The following is a 24,872-nucleotide window of genomic DNA, read 5'->3' as shown; positions in this document are numbered from 1 at the left end:
CATTGTTACGAAATCCCTATTGTCTTAGTTACGACATTTTGTAAAGTATGTAAAAGTAATCTATATGATAGAAGAATTATTTTTCTTAAGAGGTGTTGTTAAGGACATAATTATGAGTAATGTCCGTAAGAGGTGTTGTTAGGGACATAATTCCGAGTAATGTCCGTAAGAGGTGTTGTTCGGGACATAATTCTGAGAAATGTCCGTAAGAGGTAGTGTTAGGGACATAATTACGAGAAATGTCCGTAAGAGGTGCTTTCTAAGGAGCACTATTTGAAATTCTGCCAGTTAGATCTTTCTAAGGAGCACTATTCGGAATTATGCCAGTTAGATCTTTCTAAGGAGCATAATCCAGAATTATGCCAGTTAGATCTTTCTAAGGAGCACTATTCGGAATTTTGCTAGTTAGAACTTTCTTAGGATCACTATTTATATTCAAAACTAAAAACCCCCAACCCGAAATATTGTTTCGGATTGGGGGCTTAGCTTTATTAAATATATACTGATCTATACTATTTTATTTCAATTACTTCGTCTGCTAGTGTTTGAACTTCTTTTTTTGAATGAGATACAAGTATAATTGGAATTTGCCATGTTTTAAATATATATTTTATAAGTTCCATACCTTCTTCTTTAGTTTCATCGTCTAAACTTGAAAATGGCTCGTCTAATAAAAGTAAGTTTGGCTTTACGCTGAGCACTCTACATAATGCAACTCTTTGTGATTCTCCACCTGACAATGTTGATGGATATTGGTTTAAGCAATTTGCTATACGTAAATGATTGATTAACTGCTCTGTTTCTTTATTTGGTGACTTCATATAATGTATATTTTCTTGTACGGTCATATGGGGAAATAGTTGATAATCTTGAAATAAATATCCAATTTTTCTATCTTGAACTTTTATAAGGTGTTGTTGATAACTTAATTTTTCTTTTTGAATTTCAATATTATATTCTTCCGCTTCTTCTAAACCAGCAATAATGTTTAATAACGTAGATTTACCTATACCTGATTTCCCTACTATGGCATAAATTTTAGGTTCTGTAGATTGGATATTTAATGTGATTGTTCTATTTTTAATTAGCTTTTTTATAAAAATTTTAATCATAAATACCTACTCCCACTTATGACTCTTTTGATTTAATAAATTGAGTGAACTGATTACGCATATCGCAAATGCTATGAGTACAATAACCCATAACCAAGCTTTATGCTCTTCACCAGCTTGTACTAAGAAATATATTTCTAAAGGAAGTGTGTTGGTTAATCCTGGTATATAACCAGCCACCATAAGTGTTGCACCAAATTCTCCTAATCCTCTAGCAAAGCTCATTACAATTCCTGAGAAGATAGACCGCTTTGATAAAGGTAAGATAATTGTTCTAAATATTTTACCTTCACTCGCTCCCATTGTTCTTGCTGAGTTGAGCATTTTCGGATTAATTGATTGAAAGCCATTTATAACATGTTGATACATTAAAGGTAAACTTACGATCACTGCTGCAATTACTGCACCAACCCATGTAAAAATGACATTAATCTGAAACACATCATCTAAAAACTGTCCAAAAACCTTATTTTTAGAAAATACAATTAATAATACAAATCCCATAACAGTTGGAGGTAAGACAATTGGTAGCATAATTACACTTTCAATAATTGGTTTTAATTTACCTTTATAGTTGAACATCAATTTAGCCAGAATTATACCTAAGATACATACGATGATTGTACTTATTAATGTTACTTTTATCGATATCCATAATGGCGTTAAATCTGGCATAGTCTTATCCCCTAACCTTCAAAGTGATATGCTTTAAATATTTCTTTTGCTTCTTTAGATTTCAAAAATTCAAACCATGCTTTTGCTTCTTTCTTATCTGTAACAAGTCCTGCTCTATATATAATTGGTTCATCTAGTGGTGCATCTGCTAACTTAACTACATTATCTACTTTTTTATCTTTTCCTTTATACATATCAGTAGCATATACAAATCCAGCTTCAGCATTTTCTTTTTGGACGTAATTCAATACTTGTTTCACATCTTTTGCAAATACAAAAGTACTTGTCATACCTTCATATAAATCTTCTTTTTTCATATAATCTATCGCATAACGACCTGCTGGTACACTTTTCGCTTCTCCGATAGCTACTTTATCTGGTGAGCTAACGTCTCTTAATTCTTTAACAGTAGAATTCTTATATTTTATGATAATGAGTTTGTTTTTAGCATAATCATAAACTTTAGAAACTTTATTTTCATCTTGTAGTTTATCAATATCTGAAGTATTGGCAGACATCATAACGTCTACATCTGCTCCAGCTTCTACTTGTTTACGTAAACTACCTGAACCACCATAATTAAATTTGATATTTGTATTAGGATGTTTTTTGTTAAATTCTTTTTCCAGTGCTTTCGTTACATCAGTTAAACTTGCTGCAGCTGACACAGTTAATGTCTTACTTTCAGATTCCTTTTTAACTTTATCTTGATTAGACTCTGTGTTACAGCCAGCTAATACTAATAGTAAAGCTATTACTAACATTAATAATCTTTTCATTATTTTGTTCCTCTCTATAGTAAAGAATGTATAAACTTAATTTACACCTTTCAATATGTTTATGAAACCCTTGTGTATATTTTTTCACAAATACTCCTTAAAATCTATCTTAATTTTTATAAATAGGCATTTCTCATTGATTTTTAAGGACACTCCCTTACTTTGTTATTATATAAAAATTTGCTAAAAGTTCTTTTTCTTTAACTATCAACCATTTATAAGTAATATTAACTTATCGAGAAATATATAAATGGGGAATATATATGAAAAATAATATGACTTATAATCAACCAATTTTAAAATTTAAAAACAATAAATTTATAGATACAACAGATTGTTACGTAAGTGAATTCCCTCTCACAATCATGATTAATGGCGAAGAGTTTGCTACTATTATTTGTTCACCAAATAATTTAAAAGAACTCGTTATTGGATTTATTGCATCAGAAGGTGTCATCATAAAAAAAGATGAAATTAAACAGATTTTAATAGATGATTCTAAAGGCTTTGCCCACGTAGAACTCACTAAAGAAATCAATCCTGATAATAAAAAGTATACACAACGAATGATTTCCTCTTGTTGTGGTAAAAGTAGAGCGTTTTATTTTAATAACGATGCCGTAACTGCTAAAGTATCTCAATCAAATTTAACCATTAGTCCTGAACAAATTATAAACATGATGGATAAGCTACATACAGAAAGCAAGATATTCAAAGAAACGGGTGGATTGCACAATGCAGCTATAAGTGATGGACATTATTTTTATGAACACCGTTCTGATATCGGTAGACATAATGCCCTTGATAAGTTATTCGGATATTGTATAGAACATGATATTCCTATACGAAATAAAGTACTTATATTTAGTGGTCGTATTTCCTCGGAAATATTAATTAAAGCAGCAAAAATTGGTGTAGGTATTATTTTATCAAAATCAGCTCCTACTAATTTAGCAATTAACTTAGCAGAAGACTTAAATATAACAGCTGTAGGTTTTATTAGAGACGATAGCTTTAATGTTTATAGTCATTCAGAGAGAATCATTACAGATAATCAAGATTGAAAAAGCTTGATATAAGCATATTTTATTCCGTCATCTACTCCCAATATAAAGATTAGAGGCTAGGACAATTCATGTGTCCCAGCCTCTAATCTTTATTCATATTCTTTAAGCGCTTCATATTGATAACCACTATATATATAACCTTGTTTGACGTACATATCTTTAGCAGTATCTTCACCATCCGCCACTAATATAATTGGCTTTTCTTTAGCAAAGTCTGCAACAAAAGCTTGCATCTTTGTACCTATACCTAACTTTCTATAGGATTCTCTTACAGCAAAGCTATCTAACTCTACATAAGTTTCATGATTCCAAATAAGCAATGTACCAGCTGGTTTACCTTTATAATATGCTAATACTTGAACAGGATTATCTTTATTTAATTGTTCTTTACTGACTTCAATTTTTAAATTTGCATAATCTGTACCGTATTTTTTATCATACTCATAAGAAAGATTTAAAAAATCAACAAGATTATCTTCATTAGTTGTTACAACATCAATATCATTATGATTTTTACTAATAAATTGCTTATCAGTATTAATATATAATTCAATCCAACTATATTCATAACCTGTTTCTTTTAAATACGCTCCTAAAGAATCATCTATCTTGTGATTTTCAGGGAAGACAAATTTTAGAAAAGGTTGTTCATGTTGTTCATGTAATTTTTTTAACATCTGTTCATCTTTTTTGAATGTTTCCAAATCAGGCATGAGTTTATAAACTATTTTATTTGAATCATATTGAATATGCTTATTTAAAGTGTGGTATTGGATATATCGATCTGTTTCATTCAATACATCTCCATCTGTTACTATATCTATAAATGAAACCATGTTATTTCACCTCGTTAAGTATTTCTTAACCTTTTAATTTCAGGTATGTTCTTTAAACTAAATAATAACATAGTTGCTAGTATTGCTTTAACAATATCTCCAGGAAGAAATGTAGCTGCTAATATGTATCTTTTTGAAATTGATATGTTCATAAATTCACCCATGAAAAATCCACCAATTAAGTTTAGTAATATTACTCCGATAATAATATTAACTGTTAATGCATATGCAAATGTTAACTTCTTCCACTTAAAATCTATAAATAAGCCAATTAAAAATGCAACAACTGGGTAACCAAATAAATATCCGGCAGATGGTCCGAAGAATACACCTAAACCGCCTCTTCCACCAGATAACAATGGTAGACCTGTAGCAACAAGTAATAAGAATATAACAACACTCGTTGTACCTCTTTTATAACCAAGTAAACAACCTGCCAAAATAATACCAATATTTTGTAATACAATAGGAACTGGCATAAATGGTAGTGGTATTGGTGGTATAAATGCCAATACTGAAATAAATGCTGTAAACATTGCTATCATAACGATATCTTTAGTCTTCAATTTCTTCACTCCTAATATTAGATATCGATATTATACCACATTGTTAACTTCGTTTAAATATAGGTTAACGATTAATTGTAAAATTTTGAGACTGCTCCATACAATGCTGAATCATTACCTTTAGATGTTGTTTCAATAATTGCATGACCATAATTTTCAGGAAGATAATCGTCTATAAAGGGTTCAATTAACCCAATTAGTCTTTCTTTTTGTTTAGATATTCCCCCACCAATTAAAATCAGTTCGGGATCAAACATGATTTGAATTTGAGCAATACCTTCCGCAACGTGATTCGCCCATTCTTTTAATATTTTCATAGCTTTTTCATCATTTGCGTATGCTTTATTAAATAATTTTTCAACAGTAATAACTTCCATATATTGTTCTTGAATGGACGTTTTCAATGCTGTAGTTGATCCTCTATCTTCATATGTCTTACCCGTATTTTTATCATATAATAAATACCCGATTTCACATGCTCTATATTGTTTACCTTCTAATAATTTATCCTCGTAATACGCTCCACCAATTCCTGTACCTATCGTTAATAAAAATATAGATTTGACATCAGTATTGTAATCTATTAACTCACCTAATAATGCACTGGAAACATCATTATTAATCTCAACATTTCCAGCGATATCTGTTAATGCTTTTTTAAAATTAGTACCATTATAATACGGAATTGTCGGGCCAGCATATGTGATTTCCCCTTTTTTTGAATCAACAACACCAGCAGTAGATATACCAACATCAGGAATATTTAAGTTGAACTCTTGTTTATAAGTTTCGATAATTCTTATAACCTCTTTAACAATGCCTCTATCTTTATTGTTTGGGGTCTTTACTTTTTGATAGCTATATAAATTTTGTTCTGAGTCAATAACTCCAGCTTTTATAAAAGTGCCTCCAATATCTATTGCAATTTTCATAGTATCCTCCTACTTTGACAAATGTTGTGTCATCAACTCTTTCGCCAATTTAACATCTTTATTTGAGATAGCGTCTACAATTTGTTTATGTGTTTCACTCGTTTTGATATAGTCTATATCTTGTCCTTCTTCTTCAATATGATAGAAATACGATTGTATAACCGAGCTCAGTTGTTCAAATAATATATTGCCTGTTGAATGCAAGATAGATTGATGGAATGCTTTATCGTTTTCATAATGATTTTTTACTTCTTCTTTAACGATAGCTTTCATCTGACTTATATCTTTATCTAATTTAACAATCTCTTCGATAGCAGCACATTCAAATATAATTCTTAAGGAAAGTAAATCTTGTTTTGAACCATTAGCGACTTGAAAGCTAAACAAGAAACCTTCTACTAAGCTAGAAACATCTGGTGCTTTAATTAAAGTTCCCCTTCCTTGTACTGTTTCTGTTACACCTGTATGTTCAAGATAACTCAAAGCTTCTCTCACAACTGATCGACTTACGCCATACATTTCTGTAAATGCCCTTTCAGTTGGCAATCGATCTCCCTCAGTTAAACCTTTATCTAAAATATATTGCTTAATTTCTTGTAAGACTTGATATTTTAAACTTTGAACTTCTATTTTATTTAATTTACTCATCATTTTTGCTCCAATTCTTCTATCCATTCAATAACTCGAGACAGATGCCTATTAATAATTGCATGTGCTAAAGATAAATCTCTTGATTCTATCGCTTGTATAATTTCACCATGCTCTTTATAAGACTTTTCAATATCCTCTTTATCAACAATTTGATTAAACTGATTTTTATCGAAGTACTCTTTAATTACTTTACTCATCGTAATTAAAGTCTGGTTGTCAGTAAATAAAATAATCGTTTCATGAAAGGCAGAATCATATTGAGCTAATTTTTGAGATTGCTCAAGTGCATTATAGTAAATTTCGTTTATATTTCTTAATTTTGTTGCATCGATTGGAATTTTATTCTCGATAATTAATCGTATCGCACCTAACTCTAATATTTTACGGACTTCTAATAATTCTTTTATTTTGAAGCCATGTACTTTCATATGAGATTCAAACAACATAGATAAATGGTTGTTTTTATCAGTAATGAACATTCCACTTCCTGACTTAACTTGTATAAGCCCACTTTGTTGCAATCGACTAATTGCTTCTCTCACTACAGTTCTACTAACACCAAGTTGCTCGATTAGCATTTTCTCTGAAGGCAGTTTATCTCCATTTTTAAATTGATGTTCAGTTATATATTCTTTTAAATTTTCAACTGCTACATCAACTAACGATGTTCTTTTCATCATGATTTACTACCTCCTCTTTAATAATTTATTTTATCATAATTAACTCTACAAATAATAAAAACGATTGACATACGTAATTGTATTCGCTTACAATATGATTATAAATTGGTCTGACAATATTATCAATATATAAATAAAAAGGAGTTTTTTAAATGAAAGGTTTATATTCTGCTTTACTAGTACCGTTTGATGAAGAGGGAAATATTTTAGAATCTGGTTTAAGACAAATCATCCGTCAAAATATTGAAGAACAAAAAATTGATGGTTTATACGTTAATGGTAGTTCTGGAGAGAATTTCTTAATGAATACTACTCAAAAAAAGAAAGTCTTTGAAATCGTTAAAGATGAAGTTGGCAATGAAATAACACTTATTGCTCAAGTTGGTGCAATAGATTTAAATGAATCAATTGAGTTAGGTAAATATGCAACTGAACTTGGTTATGACGCTTTATCTGCAGTGACACCATTCTATTACCCATTTAGCTTTGAAGAAATTAAATACTATTACAATGCAATAATCGAAGCTACTGGAAACGATATGATTATTTATTCAATACCTGCTTTAACAGGTGTTAACTTATCAATTCAACAATTTGAAGAGTTATTCGAAAATGAAAAAGTCATTGGAATCAAATACACTGCAGCTGATTTCTTCTTATTAGAAAGAATTAGAAAAGCTTTCCCTGATAAACTGATACTTTCTGGATTTGATGAGATGCTTATCCAAGCAGCTGTTTCAGGTGTTGATGGCGCAATTGGATCTACATACAATATTAACGGTCAACGCGCGAGACAAATTTTTAATTTGGCAAAAGAAGGCAAAATCCAAGAAGCATACAAAATTCAACATGAAACAAACGACATTATAGAACAAGTACTTGCATTAGGTATCTATCCAACATTAAAAGCTGTTCTTTCAACTAAAGGAATTGAAGCTGGAGCTGTTAAACGTCCATTAGCACCCCTAGATGATGCTTCATTAGAAAAAGTTAAAGAACTCGTTTCAAAATACAACTTATAATTTATTGATGAACAAAGGGGATGTCATACTATGAATGAAGTAGGTTTTGGTACTGGAAACTGGATAGCATTAATCATTTATTTATTAGCAACACTATTAGTCGGCGTATACTTCACAAAGAGAGCCGGACAAGATACAGAATCATTCTTTAAAGCTAAAGGAAGGATCCCTGCTTGGGCTGTAGGTTTCTCAATATATGCCACTACTTTAAGTGCTATAACATATATGGGAACACCTGAAAGAGCATTCAATACGGATTGGTCTTACGCAGCTGGGAACATAGCTATTATCGCTATCATACCTTTACTTATATATTTCTATATTCCATTTTTCAGAAAGCTTGATGTTACAACAGCTTATGAATATTTAGAAGCAAGATTTGGTATAGTATTACGTGTCATTGGATCATTAGCATTTACTTTATTTCACATTGGTCGTGTTGCAATCGTTATTTATTTGCCAACACTAGCCATTACATCTGTTTCAGATATTAACCCATATTTAATCGCTGCATTAGTAGGATTATTATGTATGGTCTATACATTTTTGGGTGGAATCGAAGGGGTTATCTGGAGCGATGTTATACAAGGTATTATTTTAATTGGTGGTGCAGTTGCTGTTATTTTCCTTGGTGCATTTCAAATCGATGGAAACTTTGCAACTGTAGCTCAAGAAGCGATGCAAGACAAAAAATTAATTTCTGTAGACAACTGGAAATTCGGAACAGCAGCGGCTGCAATTCCAATTATATTCATTGGTTCTATATTTAATAACTTACATCAATATACTGCCAGTCAAGATATCGTTCAACGTTATCAAACAACAGGTTCAGTATCATCAACAAATAAATCATTATGGACAAATGGGATATTAGCATTTATAACAATTCCTATTTTCTATGGAATGGGAACAGTATTGTATTCTTTCTATAATAATGTATCAACATTACCAGAAGGATTTAACACATCAGCAATCGTACCATATTTCATACTTACACAAATCCCTCCATTTGTTGGTGGATTATTAATAGCAGCAATATTTGCAGCAGCACAATCAACAATTTCATCAAGTTTGAATTCAATTTCAGCGTGTGTCATTGTCGATTTAAAACAACGTTTTTCTAAAAATAATAACTCTGAACATGATGTATTATTTGCAAGAATCGTTATTATCATTGCAGGTATTTTTGGTACAATAGCTTCATTATATTTAATCAATCAAGAAACAAATGAAACATGGGACTTATTCTTGCTTGTAACAGGATTATTCGGTGTACCGATTGCCGGTGTGTTTGCAGTAGGTATCTTTACTAAAAGAGCAAATTCGTATGGCGTTATTATCGGATTAATCGTAGCAGCAATCGTATCTTACTTTATCGGTAAAACAGAAATCACACCATTTACAGTATCAGTTATTGGTTTCTTCATAGCATTTATCGTAGGATATTTAGCAAGCTTACCATTCTCAAAACATAATAAGAATATCGTAGGTTTAACAATTTATACAATTAACGATCAGTATGTAAAAGATACTAAATAAATTTTTATTAATAAATAGAACAAAACAGAGAAAATCCTAGGATTTTCTCTGTTTTGTTATTTTCTAATATTGGGAGTAAGATGAATGCTAACCCTTAGAGTGTTCTAACTGGCAGAATTCTGAATTGTGCTCCTTAGATTGTTCTTACTAGCAGAATTCTGAATTTTGCTCCTTAGATTGTTCTTACTGGCAGAATTCCGGATTTTGCTCCTTAGAATGCTCTTACTAGCAGAATTCTGAATTGTGCTCTTTAGATACTACCTCTTACGGACATTTCTCGGAATTTTGTCCCTTACATAATACAAAAACGCGCATTCATTAGGCTTAACTAATGAATGCGCGTTAATTTATATATAAGCCTCTCAATTCTAACTTATATTTTTTATTTATCAGCTTTTTTAAGTAATTGTTCTTTCAAGTATTCACGTTGCATTTCTAATGAATATGGATCGTTATACCAGAATGTTTCTGCATCTATTTCAATTACTTTATCATTTTTAACTGCTGGTATAGATTTCCAAGCTTCTGTTTTTGTAAATTCTGGTTTAGGTTGTCCTTTTGATAAAGGTAAGAATAGATAATCTCCTGAATATTTTTCAATTTCTTCTTGAGATATTTTTTTCCATCCGTCTTTCTTAACATCTTTATCTACACTTTCAGGCATTTTTAAATCAAATGCTTGGTATAATACTTCAGTTCCTCTACCCCAGTTTTCACCATAAGTATATATATCTTTTTCAAATGCTTCTATAACTGAAACTGTTGTATCTTCACCGATTTTTTCTCTAATTTCTTTTCCATCTTTTGCTGTTTCTTTTTTCCATTTTTCTACCCATTCTTTAGCCTTATCTTCTTTACCTACTAATTTACCAAGTTCTACTTGCATATCTAGGTAATTATGTTTTACGTAATCGTATGGAATTGTTGGTGCTATTTTTTCGTATTTCTTCAAGTTCTTATCTGAATTGTATGTAATGATTAAATCTGGTTTCAATTCTGCTACTTGCTCAACATTGTCTTCACTAACTTTCTTAATACCTTTGATTCTATCTTTAAGAATTGGTGTTTGATCTGTTGAAGCTGGTACGCCTACTGGTTTAACTCCTAAATGCAATAATCCACCTACATATGATGGTGCCAAAACTACAATACGTTTAGGTTCTTTCGGTATATCTATTTTTTTCCCGTCGTCTAATTTATAACTTACTGTTTCTTTACTTGATTTAGTTTTGCTATTGCTTTCTTTATCATCTGATTTGTTACCACAAGCAGCAACTATCAATGCTAAAGCCATAACTAACGTTAAAAGTTTTCTCATAATTGTCCTCCAATTGATAATGAATATCATTCTCATCTTTGTTTATTATATAACTGTTAATATGTTATAGCAATAACATTTTTCAATTTTTATTAAACTTATTTACTAAAAATTTTCAAAAAAAATCTATCGTAAAGTTAAGTTATACCACTTCAACGACAGATAATAAAAATTATTTATTTTTAGCTGGCAATGTTTTAACAAATGTAAATAATATAACTGTTTGGAAAAACAGCATAATGCACAAACCAATTCTTATATATAAATGATCAATCATCCAAATTGAAAAGCCTACTACGATATATACACTTATTAGTAGTTCGAATTTTTTCTTTAATGTATACCCTCTATATTTTTGAAAATCTTCTACATATTCTTTATATACTTTCGTACTTACAAGCCATTTATGGAATCTATCTGAACTTTTTGCAAAGCAAAATACTGCCAATAATATGAATGGTGTTGTTGGTAATAAAGGCATAACTGCACCTATAAAACCTAAAACTGTTGCAATTGTACCTACCGATATTAACACGTACTTCATGTGGTAACCTCTCTTCAAACTGATACCTTCATTATAAGAATGTGTAATCTATAATTGCAAGTAAAAAAATCGCAACTTATTGTTTATTAATATCCCAAATGCTAAAATTAGTTAATTAACATCATTCAGAATTGAGGGACCATAATTGCAAAATAATCAGTTAAAAGGTACCATGCTCGTTATGTTTGGTGCTACATTTTGGGGGTTAGGTGGCACTGTTACAGAGAAACTATTTACTGAATATGGCTTACCTATTTCTTTATTTGTGGCAGAGCGTTTAATTTTGAGTGGCTTTTTCTTATTATTAATTGCTAAATTTATTCAAAAACAGCATTTAACACATATTTTTAAAGTTAAACATTCATTATTACAACTCATCATATATGCATTATTTGGTATGCTAGGGGTACAATACACATTCATGGCTACGATTGATAAGGGAAATGTTGCTATTGCCACACTATTACAGTTTTTAGCGCCAGTTGTTATATTACTTTATTTACTAATAACTAGAAAAAGTAAATTTAGATGGGCAGATATTATTATAATTGTATGTTCTTTATTCGGAACTAGCTTACTTTTAACGAATGGTGATTATTCTACATTATCTGTTCCACCAAATGCAATTGTGTGGGGATTGTTAACAGCTTGTGCTGCTGCTTTTTACACTGTTTACGCAGTGAAATTATTTTTAAATTGGCCATCACTTGTTGTTATTGGCTGGTCAATGTTTATAGGTGGAATTGCGTTATCTATAATCAACTTAGATTTTTCTTTTCCATGGCATTTACTAGATTTGAGAGGTGCTATTTACTTTGCTTTTGTAATTACTTTCGGAACGATGTTTGCATTTTGGATGTATTTAGAAAGTGTAAAGTATATAAGCCCTCAAACTACTGCATTATTTGGTGTACTTGAACCTGTAACAGCTGTTATTTCTTCTGTTCTTTGGTTAAAGGTTCCATTCGGGATATATCAACTTGCCGGTATGATTGTAATTCTCGTTGTCGTTCTTTATATGTCAATTGGAATGAAACCTAGACGTAAAAAAAGGATAAAAGCACAACAAAATAGTGACTTTTAATAATAAAAAAGACGAAAAATTATCTAATGTTAATTTTTCGTCTTTTTTATTATTGAATGTTATTTCTTTCTTCTCGTGCTTTCTTAGCTAATTTTGTAATAGTGACATCATCCATTGGCGGATTATGTAATCCAGCACGAATATCTCTATAGTATCTTTGTAATGGTCTTTCCATTTGTAAGCTTTTCGCACCAACGATTCTCATTGCAATATCTATAATTTTGATTGAATGATTAACGACAACATGTTTAGCTACACCGAGTTCAACATCTATTTGTGCATCAGTTATTGAAGGATTTAAATACTTATCTATCACACTATAAATATAATGTCTTGCTGTAGTAAGCTCTAATTCCATATTTCCGATATTTTGTTGTACTGCTGGAATATCAGCTATAACACCTTCAATACTTCCAGGGCTATATTCATTTGCAAAATCAATTGCATAGTCACGAGCCGCTTGTCCGATACCTAAATAAACTGCAGGAATATGAAGGTTCCACGGATTTATATTATTTCCTCTTGGTCCATTAGCAACTTCTACTAAATATTTTTCGTGAATTTTAACATCGTCTAACACTAAATCATGGCTTTCAGTAGCACGCATACCTACCATATTCCAATTTTCAGCAATAGATAAGCCTTCTGTATCTCTAGGAATCAAGAAAAATCCAAGCGCTTCTTTTTCTGGGACAAATGCTCCTACTAAAAAGTGTGTTAATCTTTGACTCATTGTAGTAAAAGTTTTAACACCATTTATAATATAATGGTCTCCTTTACGTTCAGCGTTTGTGCTTGGTCTCGCACCTCTTGTAGGGCTACCTGTTTCCGCTTCACTTACTGCTCTATTTACAATCGCACCATTCACAACTTCTTTTGCAAATTCGTCTAATAATTCTTTAGTCCATAATTTTTCTTGATAGATTTGGCCAACTACTCCCATATGCCATCCAATTGCTAAAGCTGTTGCACCGTCTATTTTACCTAATGTTTCTTGAAATAATACGACATCTTCTGGAGTTGCACCTTCTCCGCCGTAAGATTTTGGAAGTACAATTTTAGTATATCCTTCTTCAATTAACCAATTAATATTTTCATATGGAAATTCTGAATTTAAATCATTTTTCTCTGCATACTTTTGCAATGATTCTTTATGATCTTCTATTTTATCTATCCATTTTTTCTGGAATTCATTTTTAATAAATAAATCTCTACTCATTGTGTCCACACTCCTTAATAACACTTTATCATTGTACTTAATTCCTTTCAATATTAATCCGACTATATTGATAAGTTTTTAACAAAAGAAAAACTGCCAACTAAATCGGAGACTTTGTCGACAGTTTAAAACAAAGCTGATGATTCATGAGATTATCAACTTTGCGTTTTATTTTAAGTGATTAAATATTAATAAGACTCGCCTAATTCATTAAAGTCTTGATCATTATATACATCTTCATCTAATTGACCTGTCATTTTAGCAGTTGCTGTACCAGCTAACATGGAATCATTGACATTCAATGCTGTTCTACCCATATCTATAAGTGGTTCAACAGATATTAACACACCTGCTAGTGCAATAGGTAAATTCAATGTAGATAGGACAAGTATAGCAGCAAATGTCGCGCCACCACCTACACCCGCTACACCAAATGAACTAATTACAACTACACCTATAACTGATAGGATAAATGGTAAATCTATATCTATACCAACACTTGGTGCAATCATCATTGCTAACATAGCTGGATAAATACCTGCACATCCATTTTGCCCTATAGATAAACCAAATGAGCCGGCAAAGTTTGCTACGCCTTCTGGAACACCTAAACGAGTCGTTTGAGTTTGTACATTTATTGGTAAAGTTCCTGCACTTGATCTAGATGTAAATGCAAACAACAATGCTTCACTTGTCTTTTTAACGTATGTCACAGGGTTCAATCCTACAACTGACACTAATATTAAATGAATAATATACATTGTAATTAAAGCGGCATAAGAAGCAAGTACGAACTTACCTAATGTCCATACTGCTTCAAAGTTACTTGTCATTACAGTTTTAGTCATAATCGCTAAAATACCATAAGGTGTTAATCTTAATACAAAAGTAACAATACCCATAACTAATGCATAAATCGCATCAATCCCTCTTTTAAGCAAGCTACCTTTTTCAGGTTCTTTTCTCATTACACGTAAGAAACTAAATCCTACAAATCCTGCGAATATCACTACAGCTATCGTTGAAGTGCCTCTAGCTCCAGTGAAATCTAAAAATGGATTTGCTGGTAATAATTCTATAATTTGGCTTGGTAAATTATTTGCTTCCATATCTTTAGACGTTTGTTCGATTTCTTGTCCACGACTATTTTCTACATCGCCTAAATCAATTTGAGAAGCATCCAAATTGAATAGCATTGCGTATATAATACCTACTAAAGCAGCAATAGCTACTGTTCCTATTAAGAAAGTAAATATCCAAGCTCCAACTTTAGCAAAATTTTGTCCAATCGTTATCTTTGTAAACGCAGATACTATTGAAATAAATATAAGAGGCATTACAATCATTTGTAATAGTTTCACGTAACCAGTACCAACAACATCAAACCAAGACGCTGTCGTTTCAGTAATTTTAGAATCCACACCATATATCAAGTGTAATGCTAAACCAAATACAATACCGATTCCTAAACCGATAAGTACACGTTTAGAGAACTTCACATGTTTCTTTGTTAAATAACCTAATAAACCTATAAATAGTAAGAAAACAATAATATTTATAACAATCCAAAACGTTTCCATTACTTGACCTCCCAATCCTTTTAATTCCGATACATTAAATAAGAATACACGTTAAAAATTTTATTTGCAATACGTTTTTATATTTCTAAATTTTTAGATAATTCATGAAAGACTTACTATTTCTTATCTTTAAATCTGAACTGAAATAATAAAGCAAATTTAAGCATACAATTTTAAAATACAAAAAATAAAATACTCCCAATTCGTAATTATGATTTACGGCTTAGGAGTACTTTTAAGAACGTGAGTATATCATATTCAATTATGCAAACTATCTTCAAATTCCCATCCTTTTTCAGATAAAATATTTCGATAAAAAGAATCTTTTCCTATTAGTTTAATTTCATCTGCCAAACTTTCAACTTCATCTAAATGATGTGTAGTCAAAATAATGAGTCTCGATTCTTTTAAACTATTTAATAATTGATGAATGTCATACCTAGATTTTAAATCTATCCCTACTGTTGGTTCATCTAAAATTAATATACTAGGATTACTTAATAATCCAATTAATAAATTCACTTTCCTTTTCGTCCCACCAGATAGTGCAGAAATTTTAGCTTTTCTTTCAAATAAATTAAGTTTTTCACAGTAGTCTTCTATAAGATTAGAAGAAATTGATTGTTTACTAAGCGCTTTAAAAAATTCAATATTTTCATTTACAGTCAGATGCTCAAACAAAGCTATGTCTTGAGGAATATATCCAATTTTTTCTTTAATTTCTCTATTACTTAATCGTTCTCCAAAGTACTTAACTGTACCACCATTCGCTTTTTCTAGAGCTGTTATGATTCTTAAAAGTGTTGATTTACCAGCACCGTTTTCACCGAGTAATACAGTTAGTGTCTTGTCTTTAAAAGTCGTATTAAAATTTTGAAAGATTTGTTTATCCTTATAGCTTTTTGATAAATTTTCTATTGTAATCATCAAGACACCTCCTATATTTGAATATATAAATACAGACAACTAATCGCAATTGACCACATAATAGCCATAAATAACTTGTGGCTAAGTGTATTAATTTTAAATAACAATATACTTAAGCCAAACTCGTATGCTATAAGGATACATAGTGTTGTTACATAAAATAAAATACTAAGTGACCATGACAGTATTAAACTTACAGACAAAATGATTAAAAATAACAAAATAACATGTGTCATGACATAAAAAGTATATAGCTTTAATTTTGTGCCATTAAACATCATTAATCTGTCTAATGCTGCATTTTGCTTAAGACGTTGATGCAATACCACTTGGCTACAACTCACTAATAATAAAAGTGCAATTATTGCGCCAGCACTAATAGAAACATCAGCCTTCTTTTTAACAGCATGGTGCTCCATTTTCGAGTGAGGTGTATCTTTTTTATATTCTTGTTTAATTTTATCCATGCTTACTTTATGGTCAGCTTTTTTTAAGTGATCTTGAATAATAACGGGTATCTGTTGTTTATACAAAGATTTACTAGTAACTTCTAAAGCAATTTCACCAATAAAATCATCTTTATAATATAGCGATAAGGCATCTTTTAATCGATTTTCTTTTAATCTATCACTGAAATCTTTTGGAATTTGTAAACTTACAATTGCTTCTTTCTTTTCAATAAAATCTTCAATATATGGTTCATCTTTCGAAATACGGATCACTTCTAAATACTTTGTTTGTTCTAAATTATGAATCAACTCTTTGGAAGATGCAGATTGATCCATATCTTGAACAGCAATAGGCATTTTGAATAATTTGTTTGATGTTGTTTGAGCCATTAAAACTACAGAAATTGTCAGTACCAATATTAACAGCAATACCACATATTGTTTCCATTGTTTCAAAACAACTAGATTGAACATTGGTTTCATTGGCGATACCTCCAATATATCGAGGTTGTCAGTAAGCCTATCATAATTAAAATATTCCAATAAAACATTGGGTGTAGATCAATAATGTAATTATTTAAAAGTAGCTCAAGCAATTGATTATACACAATTGTAAAAGGTAAACTTTCAATCAAACCACCACTTAAACCTTTTAAATAAATAATAGGAATGATCGCACCTGAAAAAAGCAAAATTACTAACGTTAATCCTATCTTCAATATATAGTTGATAGCATTTCTAAACGCAATATCTATAAAGATAAATGCACAAGTTAAAAAGAATAAATAATATGACAAGCTCATAATAAGTGCATTTAAATTATACATTTCAAAGTCCGGTTTAAGGAATTTAATTATTATCCATAAACCTACTACACTCCATAAAATTGTATAACCTAAACTAAATATACCTCTTACGATTGTGAGCTTTTCATACGAGAAATGGAACATGCTTAATCTTTCTTTCAATGCATCCTTTTGATTCATTTTTAAAATACTAAAAATAGAAAAGAAGAATACAAATATAGATACAAAATAAATTGAAATCGTATAATAACTTAATGTATCAAATACTTTTACCGGTTCTTCATCAAAAGAACCACTTCTATTTAGCCCTGTAAATAACATATCCGTCATCATTGTTAATAATTCATTCTCTGTAGCATTTGGATAAAGTGAAGCATAAGACATTGCCCCACCCATAGATAACATTAACCGACTGTATACAGAATCTGTTAGCTGTAAAATGATAATACTTTCCACTGATTGTGTATCAAAAGTATTAACTACAATTGGTAACTCTCCATTTCGATAAAAAGCTTTTGTCATTCCATCCTTAAATATAAAATACCCATCAATTTTCTTATTTTCTAATAAATTATGTGCTCTTTTCTCATTAAAATGCTTTATTGAAAGATCATTACCTAATGACTGACCATCTCCAATAGCATTTAAAATCAATTTTGTTTCTTTAGACTGATCTTTATCAACTATTCCAATTGTAAAGTTGTCATCTTTTTGATTCATCTGGTTAACACCAATCATAATCGCTAACACAGCTATAAATAACAATAAAATATAGACAATTAAATACCACTTTTTAATTAAAAAAGAGTGGTATATGTTGAACAATTTGATTGTCGACATATTACCACTCCTCTCTTAACTATTGAAGTTCTTTTGCAAGATCTTCACCAATTTTTTCAGTTTTATCTTGCATTTCTTTTGTTAAATCCTCAACTTCTGAATCTGATAAACTATTAAAATCAATTGCGCCATCTTTTTTGAATTTAATGTCTTTTTTCAGTTCAGTATTACCATCCATAATTAACTTGATATTCTCTCCATTAACATCGAAATCGACATTTAATTTTTGCTTTTGCTGATTATTTTTAGTGTCAGTTGTCAAATTATGGTCGTAGTTAAGATCAAACGGTTGACTAGATGCATCACTGAACGTTAATTTACCTTTGTCAGTACGTTTATCTCCATCTACTTTAGATGTGTTATCTAATTTTGCAGTTGTCTTACTGTATGAATTTTCTTCAATTACTAAATCATATTTATCTTTAATTTCATCACCATCAGTTGATTTACCTTTTAATGAAAGTCCACCATCTTCACCTGGCATTGAAATTTTGTAATCTACTTGAACACCATCATCAATAACGTTTGTACCTTTGATATTAACTTTTTTATTATCTTGATTTGTAATTGTTAAATCACGTTTTAATATTTCTTTACCATCTACATAAATAATAGAATTGACTTTAGGATATTTTGATGCCTTTTCATCCTTAGCGTCTTTTAGTAAATCATTAATTTCTTTGTCGTAATCTTTGATGTTACCTTGTTTTTCAGCAATATTTTTGATGTCTTCATCTTTTTTAGCTTCTTCAAGCATTGCTACAGTGATTTTTTTAGTATCTTTAGAACTTAATTTCATTGTTAATTTTTTCAATTCTTTTTCATCATCGAAAATTTTAACTTTTTCTTTTTCTTTTTTAAAGTTATCATCATCTAACTGATCAACAAACAAATCGCTATAACGTTTAGATATTTTATCAACATCATCTTGAGATATTTGTGAACCAGATAAGATTGTATTTAAATTTAAAGAATCATTTGTGATCTTTTGTCCTTCAGTAGTTTCTAAAGGTTGGCCTGATGCTTTTTCAATACCTTTTTTAATTTCATTATTTTTCACTTTGTAAACATCGTTAAATAATGGTGATTCTACATATTGATTATTTTTATCAGCACTCCATTGGAAGTTTCCAATTTTATTATCTGCAATTGTTGGTTCAATACCTAATTTCGAATTTTCTTTTTTAGGATCATGCCCTACATTTAACACTAAATTAGTAGAATCAACTACTGATTTTGGAACACCTAACTGTGAAACTAATGATTCAGGTAGTTCCGCTCCAAATTTTAATGATGTTTCATATGACTCATCTTGCATTTTATCTTGAAATTCAGCTTCATTTTCAAATCTATCATTGAAATATTCTTTCCATGATTTTGCAGATTCTTGTTCACTTAATAAGTATGTATTCTTCGGCGTATTTGTTAAAAAGTAATATGTTGCTGCTCCACCAATTCCCACTATTGCAATAAATGCTACTACAATTCCTACTATGAGTAACTTTATTTTAGTAGACATATAAACACCTCTTTTTTTTATATTTATATTAATATCATAACAAATATTACAACTATATGGCATAATAATTTTTAAATATTTATATTTTTTTGAAAATACACATTTTTCCTGGTTTATTATAACTTTCAATCATTTTATTTTTATTAATTTTGATAATTTGTAATTTTGATGGCCACAATGCTGGAACGACCATTTTATTTTTGATGCTTTTCCATAACGGATCTATATAGTAATAATGATTATCGTCAAAGCCTATTAACAATGTAACATGTATATTCGTCACAAACTCTTTTTCTTTATTTCCTAACTTGAATGTTTTATTTATAGGAGTCTGTCCTAAAGTTGTATGATAAATAACAACAGGGTTACCACTTTCAATTATTTTCTCTAAATCTTTAAGTTCTGTTCCAGTGCCATCTACTATATCAGTATCGTATCTATTTAAAAATGAGGCTAATACATTAGGAAATATCGTTTGATGATGCCCAAACTTAATAAAAAAATGATTCCCTACATATCCTTTTTTTGGATCATAAGGATGAGTTGGCCAATCTCTCATAATGGTTGTCGCATCAACCTTTTTATTATAGTAATTTAACAACATTGAACATGAAGTACCTTCACATCCCATCATCATCGGAATAGGAAACAACTGACTTTTAGGTTTTACATTTAATAGCACTTTCATAACAGGACTCCTTATTTTTAAATAACTATATAGTATAAATAAAATTAAAGTGCACCATAATGATGCACTTTATACAATAAATTTATAATATTTCCGCTTCGATTTCCATCAATAAATTCTTTATCTTTTTATGTTGTATTTTTGATACTTGGATGGCTACTGTTCGCTCATCTTTATCATTTCTTTTTTTAGAGATGAGACCTTTTTCTTTTAAATTTTGTACTGCTTTTGAAATATAATAAGGCTTGAATTTAGATTGTTTAATAATGTCTTTTACATTATAACAATCTTTCTCTCCTTTATATATATACACAAGTATATATATTTCTTCAAAAGACAATACAAACTCACTCTTAATTTTAGAAAGATGGTCTTTCGCCTTTTTACTAATAAGTACTAACTCAACAATATTTCTGATTGATACTGATACTGTTTCCATTGCAAGCAACTCCTCAAGTTAAAATAGCTAGTTGTTGAATTGGTATATTGTGCAATCTTTAGAGTCTATAGCATATTTTTCCTTTTCAACACAATGAATTAATAATATTTATTATTTTATAATGAGTTATAAAAATATTCAATAAATTTTCAATAATTGACTTTTCAACATTCACATTTTTAGAATAAATGCTTTAGTATCAAGGGTTAAAGCGTTCAATCTTTAAAATGATTACCTATGTTCAATATTGGTTTTTATTATATTTTAAAAGTTTATTACTTTCCAAATATAAAAAGAGCGTACATTTAAGATCTAAATGTACGCTCTTTTTATATTACTATTATTTTTTCTTACCAAGTGTATCAACAAAACTTAATGCTGATAAACCTAATAGTGTTAATGCATGTTTAGCACCTTTAAAGCCATGACCAGCTTCATAATGTTTGTATGCAGCTACTCCCATAACTGAACCTACAATAACTGAACCTAATCTAGATAATGATTTGCTGCAAGTACTTAAGAATAAGAAAATTGATCCTAATAATTCAAGTCCACCTGCTAATTTCATTGAGTTTCTTGAAAGACCAAATCCTTCTTCAAATTGTTGAGCCATACCGTCATCATCTTTCACTTTTGGTTGACTTGCATCAAAAATTTGTTTACCTACGTATACATTTAATAAATATCTTAACATTACTTAATTTCCTCCTTATTTTTCATATATTCATCTACTATCGGTTTTACTTTTTCTCCTAATAGTTGAATAGACTTTAATACTTTTTCATGTGGCATTGAACCTACTGGTAAATGTAACATAAATCGATTAACACCAAGATCTTCATGCAGTTTAATAATTTTTGCTGCAACTGTTTCAGGACTACCTACAAACAATGCACCGTGGACAATTTCTTGTTCGAATTTCTCCATTGAATAAGGTGGCCATCCACGTTCTTTACCTAATTGATTAATAACATATGAACTAGATGGATAATATTCTTCTTTAGCTAATTCATCAGTATCGGAAACATAACCCCATGAGTGAGTCGCGATAGGTAATTGTGATGTATCAAAGCCATTAGACTCTGCTACAGCTTTATACATTGCTACATTACGCTTAAAGCGACTTGGCGCACCACCAATAATAGCATAAGTAATTGGCAATCCCAATTTTCCTGCTCTCATCGATGATTCTGGATTGCCACCTGTAGCTAACCAAATTGGTAATTTATCTTGTACAGCTCTAGGAAACACTTGTAAATTATCAATTGCTGCTCTAGTTTGACCTTGCCAGTTCACTGTTTCATTTTCATTGATTTCTAGTAATAAGTCCAGTTTTTCTTTATAAAGTAAATCGTAATCTTTTAGGTCGTAACCAAATAACGGAAACGATTCTATGAACGATCCTCTACCAGCCATTATTTCTGCTCTACCATTACTTATAGCATCTAATGTAGCAAATCTTTGATACACTCTTACAGGATCATCAGAAGATAATACTGTTACTGCCGAAGATAATCTAATATTACTTGTCTGACTTGCTGCTGCAGCTAGTACAGTAACTGGATCAGAGACCGCATAATCTTCTCTATGGTGCTCACCTAATCCATATATATCAAGACCAACTTTATCTGCTAGTTTAATTTCTTCAACTACTTGATTTATTCTTTCATGTGCAGAAAATGGTTCTTTCACACCATCAATAGGTGATATTTCAGCAAAAGAGGATAATCCTAATTCGAATTTCATATTCTCACCTCGATATAATTATTATACTAGGTATAATTATAGTACTAAAATAAAAAATGTCAACATTTAAATTCTAAAAAAGTAGCAGTGGTAAAAGCTATTGTCTTTAGCTTTTATCACTGCTACATATTAAATATCATTTTCTAATTCACAAAATCTCATGATTGCAGATTTTAATGGCATTTCTTGTTCATATATTCTAATCTGATCAATTGTTTCAGGATTTAAATAAATATATTTAACTGGTTCATCATTATTAAAAGCAACTATGGCTTCACCATCATCTGTACCTTCAAACATTCTATCTACATCTGAAAAAAACTGACCCAAAATATAAATTAATGCATCACTATATCGTTCTCTATCTTTTTTATATGCTTCTACTTGGCTATCTTGAATATAATATGCATCTACAATCGTCATACCATCTATATTAATAGGTTCATTTTTATTAATATTTTTTAAATGATGTTCTTTTTTAAAAAATTTAAACATCGCCAATATCCCCTATCACAGAAATTTAATTTGATTTACTTCTTTGATATTCTTGATATTCAAAGAATACTTGGAACAACATAATCAACATTGCAGGATGGTATTGGTTACTTATAACATTAATATCATGATTAGAAGCAACTTTAAATCTTTCAGACTTTGTTTCCATAACATCTTTACCATCTTGATCCGTAACTTTAACTGAGCGAGAGATAAATCCAGACTCAAATATTAAAGAATCATTTTTTGCTCCATTAAAAATGATTTTTGGCTTAAATCCAAATCGCGTTTCAAACGTACCTATCTTAGAGTCATTTTTAAAAACTTCCCATACGTTTTTAAAAGGCGTCTTAAACTTACCTTCTAATGATCGTTCTTGCAAAACTTTATACGATCCACCGTCAAATTCGATTTTGAAATTATGCTTTTTTCGTCCTAGTAATGCAAATGTTTCTTGTCTACTAGATGTATAGTACAAACTCAAAACAAAAGCTGGATTATTTTGTTCGTCGTAAATTTCAATTGGCTTTGTTGATGCTCCCCAAAAATTTTCCTTAAAATGAAAATGAGTCATAATAGCCTCCAAAATTACACTTATTTAATAACTTCATTTTACCATAGCTAAATTTTGTTCACCATAATTATTGATATACTCTGCTAGCACTTCCTCAATAATTTTGTTTACTTCTAATTCAACATTTTTATAAATATCCACTAATACAACCCTTTCATCTTTCTCATCTCTTTTTTTACTGACATATTTTAATTGAACAAGTGTCTTTATAGATTTGTTAATTTTAACTAAGTCCCATCCAAATTTATTTTTTATATCTTTTAATGTACATCTTCGTTGATTTCTTTGTTGAATAAATAGCAATATCATAAAGTGATCTATATTGATTTTGTATTTATTACTAATGGTATTATGCATTAATGCAATACACGCATTTAATCTCAAAATATAATCTAACAAATTGTTTTCTGTAATGTTGAAATCGATTGTCCTTAAATCATTATGCATACTCATTTCTATATGGTGAATTAATTGATTAATTTTGTTTTTGTGACGAGTTTCTACCATTATAAGGACTTTTCTCTCATCGATCTTTGATCTCTCTTTTTTAAAATAGTCCAAGTTATGTAGATATGAAAGAACATGAGTTAACATTGTTTGATTAATATCAAGTACTTCCTTGATTTCTGATGAGTTAAACTCAGTTTTCTTTTTGTTATCATCTATATATTTCAAAACTTTTAAATGGTAAATATTTAATGCATATTCTTTTTTCAAAATTTTCTTCGCTTGAATATTTAAATAATGTAAGTTTAGTAAATTTTTAATTTGTTTTTCCATTGTAA

The 24,872-nt window shown here is 30.0% G+C and carries 27 protein-coding genes; 4 read left to right on the top strand and 23 right to left on the bottom strand.

The genetic code is table 11. The features are described from left to right. Positions 1–512 precede the first annotated feature (512 nt). The 3 genes from LQ608_RS06875 to modA are packed head-to-tail and all read right to left on the bottom strand — an operon-like array spanning position 513 to position 2,566. Positions 513–1,112: an ATP-binding cassette domain-containing protein gene (locus LQ608_RS06875; RefSeq protein WP_078356993.1), complete on the bottom strand. Its 600-nt coding sequence runs from the start codon at positions 1,110–1,112 to the stop codon at positions 513–515. A 6-nt stretch (positions 1,113–1,118) separates the two neighbouring features. Continuing rightward, positions 1,119–1,787, bottom strand: a complete 669-nt coding sequence (gene modB, locus LQ608_RS06870; RefSeq protein ID WP_239750946.1) for a molybdate ABC transporter permease subunit — start codon at positions 1,785–1,787, stop codon at positions 1,119–1,121. Positions 1,788–1,798: 11 nt separating this feature from the next. Then, positions 1,799–2,566: a molybdate ABC transporter substrate-binding protein gene (gene modA, locus LQ608_RS06865; RefSeq protein ID WP_239734438.1), complete on the bottom strand. Its 768-nt coding sequence runs from the start codon at positions 2,564–2,566 to the stop codon at positions 1,799–1,801. A gap of 263 nt (positions 2,567–2,829) precedes the next feature. Between modA and fdhD the strand changes: the two genes are divergently transcribed. After that, positions 2,830–3,630: a formate dehydrogenase accessory sulfurtransferase FdhD gene (gene fdhD / locus LQ608_RS06860; RefSeq protein ID WP_239734439.1), complete on the top strand. Its 801-nt coding sequence runs from the start codon at positions 2,830–2,832 to the stop codon at positions 3,628–3,630. A 92-nt stretch (positions 3,631–3,722) separates the two neighbouring features. On the opposite strand, the gene LQ608_RS06855 is transcribed toward fdhD, so the two are convergent. From LQ608_RS06855 to LQ608_RS06835, 5 genes are all read right to left on the bottom strand, one after another. After that, positions 3,723–4,469, bottom strand: a complete 747-nt coding sequence (locus LQ608_RS06855) for a GNAT family N-acetyltransferase (RefSeq protein ID WP_239750944.1) — start codon at positions 4,467–4,469, stop codon at positions 3,723–3,725. A gap of 14 nt (positions 4,470–4,483) precedes the next feature. Then, on the bottom strand, positions 4,484–5,035 hold the full coding sequence (locus tag LQ608_RS06850) for a biotin transporter BioY (RefSeq protein ID WP_239750942.1): 552 nt from the start codon (positions 5,033–5,035) through the stop codon (positions 4,484–4,486). A gap of 71 nt (positions 5,036–5,106) precedes the next feature. Then, positions 5,107–5,967 (bottom strand): ROK family protein, encoded by an 861-nt coding sequence (locus LQ608_RS06845; protein WP_239750941.1) that lies wholly within the window; start codon positions 5,965–5,967, stop codon positions 5,107–5,109. A gap of 9 nt (positions 5,968–5,976) precedes the next feature. Next, the gene (locus LQ608_RS06840; RefSeq protein WP_239750939.1) at positions 5,977–6,642 is read right to left on the bottom strand and encodes a FadR/GntR family transcriptional regulator; all 666 of its coding nucleotides are present in this window, start codon (positions 6,640–6,642) and stop codon (positions 5,977–5,979) included. Continuing rightward, positions 6,615–7,298, bottom strand: coding sequence for a FadR/GntR family transcriptional regulator (locus LQ608_RS06835; RefSeq protein ID WP_115337165.1), 684 nt, complete (start codon positions 7,296–7,298; stop codon positions 6,615–6,617). The genes LQ608_RS06840 and LQ608_RS06835 overlap by 28 nt, the downstream gene beginning before the upstream one ends. A 152-nt stretch (positions 7,299–7,450) precedes the next feature. On the opposite strand from LQ608_RS06835, the gene LQ608_RS06830 reads away from it, so the two are divergent. Both LQ608_RS06830 and LQ608_RS06825 read left to right on the top strand, forming a co-directional pair. Beyond that, positions 7,451–8,320: an N-acetylneuraminate lyase gene (locus LQ608_RS06830; protein WP_078357002.1), complete on the top strand. Its 870-nt coding sequence runs from the start codon at positions 7,451–7,453 to the stop codon at positions 8,318–8,320. Positions 8,321–8,350: 30 nt separating this feature from the next. Continuing rightward, positions 8,351–9,859, top strand: coding sequence for a sodium:solute symporter family protein (locus tag LQ608_RS06825; protein WP_078357003.1), 1,509 nt, complete (start codon positions 8,351–8,353; stop codon positions 9,857–9,859). 382 nt (positions 9,860–10,241) lie between these two features. Here the strand turns inward: LQ608_RS06825 and LQ608_RS06820 are convergent, their stop codons facing one another. Both LQ608_RS06820 and LQ608_RS06815 read right to left on the bottom strand, forming a co-directional pair. Beyond that, the gene (locus LQ608_RS06820) at positions 10,242–11,177 is read right to left on the bottom strand and encodes an ABC transporter substrate-binding protein (protein WP_239750938.1); all 936 of its coding nucleotides are present in this window, start codon (positions 11,175–11,177) and stop codon (positions 10,242–10,244) included. A gap of 172 nt (positions 11,178–11,349) precedes the next feature. Then, positions 11,350–11,721 (bottom strand): YbaN family protein, encoded by a 372-nt coding sequence (locus LQ608_RS06815; RefSeq protein WP_239750936.1) that lies wholly within the window; start codon positions 11,719–11,721, stop codon positions 11,350–11,352. Between the two features lie 145 nt (positions 11,722–11,866). Here LQ608_RS06815 and LQ608_RS06810 point away from each other — a divergent pair, with 145 nt between their 5' ends. Next, positions 11,867–12,805, top strand: coding sequence for a DMT family transporter (locus LQ608_RS06810; RefSeq protein ID WP_239750934.1), 939 nt, complete (start codon positions 11,867–11,869; stop codon positions 12,803–12,805). Between the two features lie 49 nt (positions 12,806–12,854). Here LQ608_RS06810 and LQ608_RS06805 read toward each other — a convergent pair whose 3' ends face one another. The 13 genes from LQ608_RS06805 to LQ608_RS06745 form a co-directional block, all read right to left on the bottom strand. After that, on the bottom strand, positions 12,855–14,024 hold the full coding sequence (locus tag LQ608_RS06805) for an acyl-CoA dehydrogenase family protein (RefSeq protein WP_239750932.1): 1,170 nt from the start codon (positions 14,022–14,024) through the stop codon (positions 12,855–12,857). Between the two features lie 188 nt (positions 14,025–14,212). Beyond that, entirely contained in the window at positions 14,213–15,604 is a 1,392-nt protein-coding gene (locus tag LQ608_RS06800) for an L-cystine transporter (RefSeq protein ID WP_239750931.1), read from the bottom strand. 258 nt (positions 15,605–15,862) lie between these two features. Then, the gene (locus LQ608_RS06795; RefSeq protein ID WP_078357009.1) at positions 15,863–16,531 is read right to left on the bottom strand and encodes an ABC transporter ATP-binding protein; all 669 of its coding nucleotides are present in this window, start codon (positions 16,529–16,531) and stop codon (positions 15,863–15,865) included. Between the two features lie 11 nt (positions 16,532–16,542). After that, a complete protein-coding gene (locus tag LQ608_RS06790; RefSeq protein WP_239750929.1) occupies positions 16,543–17,463 on the bottom strand; it encodes an ABC transporter permease in 921 nt (306 codons plus the stop codon). Next, a complete protein-coding gene (locus LQ608_RS06785; protein WP_239750928.1) occupies positions 17,460–18,626 on the bottom strand; it encodes an ABC transporter permease in 1,167 nt (388 codons plus the stop codon). The genes LQ608_RS06790 and LQ608_RS06785 overlap by 4 nt, the downstream gene beginning before the upstream one ends. 19 nt (positions 18,627–18,645) lie before the next feature. Continuing rightward, the gene (locus LQ608_RS06780; RefSeq protein WP_239750925.1) at positions 18,646–20,145 is read right to left on the bottom strand and encodes a DUF6583 family protein; all 1,500 of its coding nucleotides are present in this window, start codon (positions 20,143–20,145) and stop codon (positions 18,646–18,648) included. A gap of 79 nt (positions 20,146–20,224) precedes the next feature. Continuing rightward, the gene (locus tag LQ608_RS06775) at positions 20,225–20,833 is read right to left on the bottom strand and encodes a C39 family peptidase (RefSeq protein ID WP_239750923.1); all 609 of its coding nucleotides are present in this window, start codon (positions 20,831–20,833) and stop codon (positions 20,225–20,227) included. Between the two features lie 82 nt (positions 20,834–20,915). Beyond that, on the bottom strand, positions 20,916–21,272 hold the full coding sequence (locus LQ608_RS06770) for a transcriptional regulator, SarA/Rot family (protein ID WP_078357014.1): 357 nt from the start codon (positions 21,270–21,272) through the stop codon (positions 20,916–20,918). Between the two features lie 340 nt (positions 21,273–21,612). Next, positions 21,613–21,966: a hypothetical protein gene (locus tag LQ608_RS06765; protein WP_239750922.1), complete on the bottom strand. Its 354-nt coding sequence runs from the start codon at positions 21,964–21,966 to the stop codon at positions 21,613–21,615. Next, complete coding sequence (locus tag LQ608_RS06760) at positions 21,966–23,018, bottom strand: LLM class flavin-dependent oxidoreductase (protein ID WP_115337161.1); 1,053 nt, start codon at positions 23,016–23,018, stop codon at positions 21,966–21,968. Before LQ608_RS06760 ends, LQ608_RS06765 begins: the two co-directional genes overlap by 1 nt. Before the next feature lie 129 nt (positions 23,019–23,147). After that, positions 23,148–23,513, bottom strand: a complete 366-nt coding sequence (locus LQ608_RS06755; protein WP_239750921.1) for a hypothetical protein — start codon at positions 23,511–23,513, stop codon at positions 23,148–23,150. Positions 23,514–23,538: 25 nt separating this feature from the next. Beyond that, positions 23,539–24,087: a tubby C-terminal domain-like protein gene (locus LQ608_RS06750; protein WP_239750919.1), complete on the bottom strand. Its 549-nt coding sequence runs from the start codon at positions 24,085–24,087 to the stop codon at positions 23,539–23,541. A gap of 33 nt (positions 24,088–24,120) precedes the next feature. After that, positions 24,121–24,867, bottom strand: coding sequence for a transcriptional regulator, SarA/Rot family (locus LQ608_RS06745; RefSeq protein WP_239750917.1), 747 nt, complete (start codon positions 24,865–24,867; stop codon positions 24,121–24,123). Positions 24,868–24,872: the final 5 nt, after the last annotated feature.

This window comes from Mammaliicoccus sp. H-M34 (genome assembly GCF_022386495.1).
In the GTDB taxonomy this organism is placed as follows: Bacteria; Bacillota; Bacilli; order Staphylococcales; family Staphylococcaceae; genus Mammaliicoccus; species Mammaliicoccus fleurettii.
The sequence above is the reverse complement of the archived record's forward strand: the minus strand, read 5'-3'. Positions and strand labels throughout refer to the sequence as shown.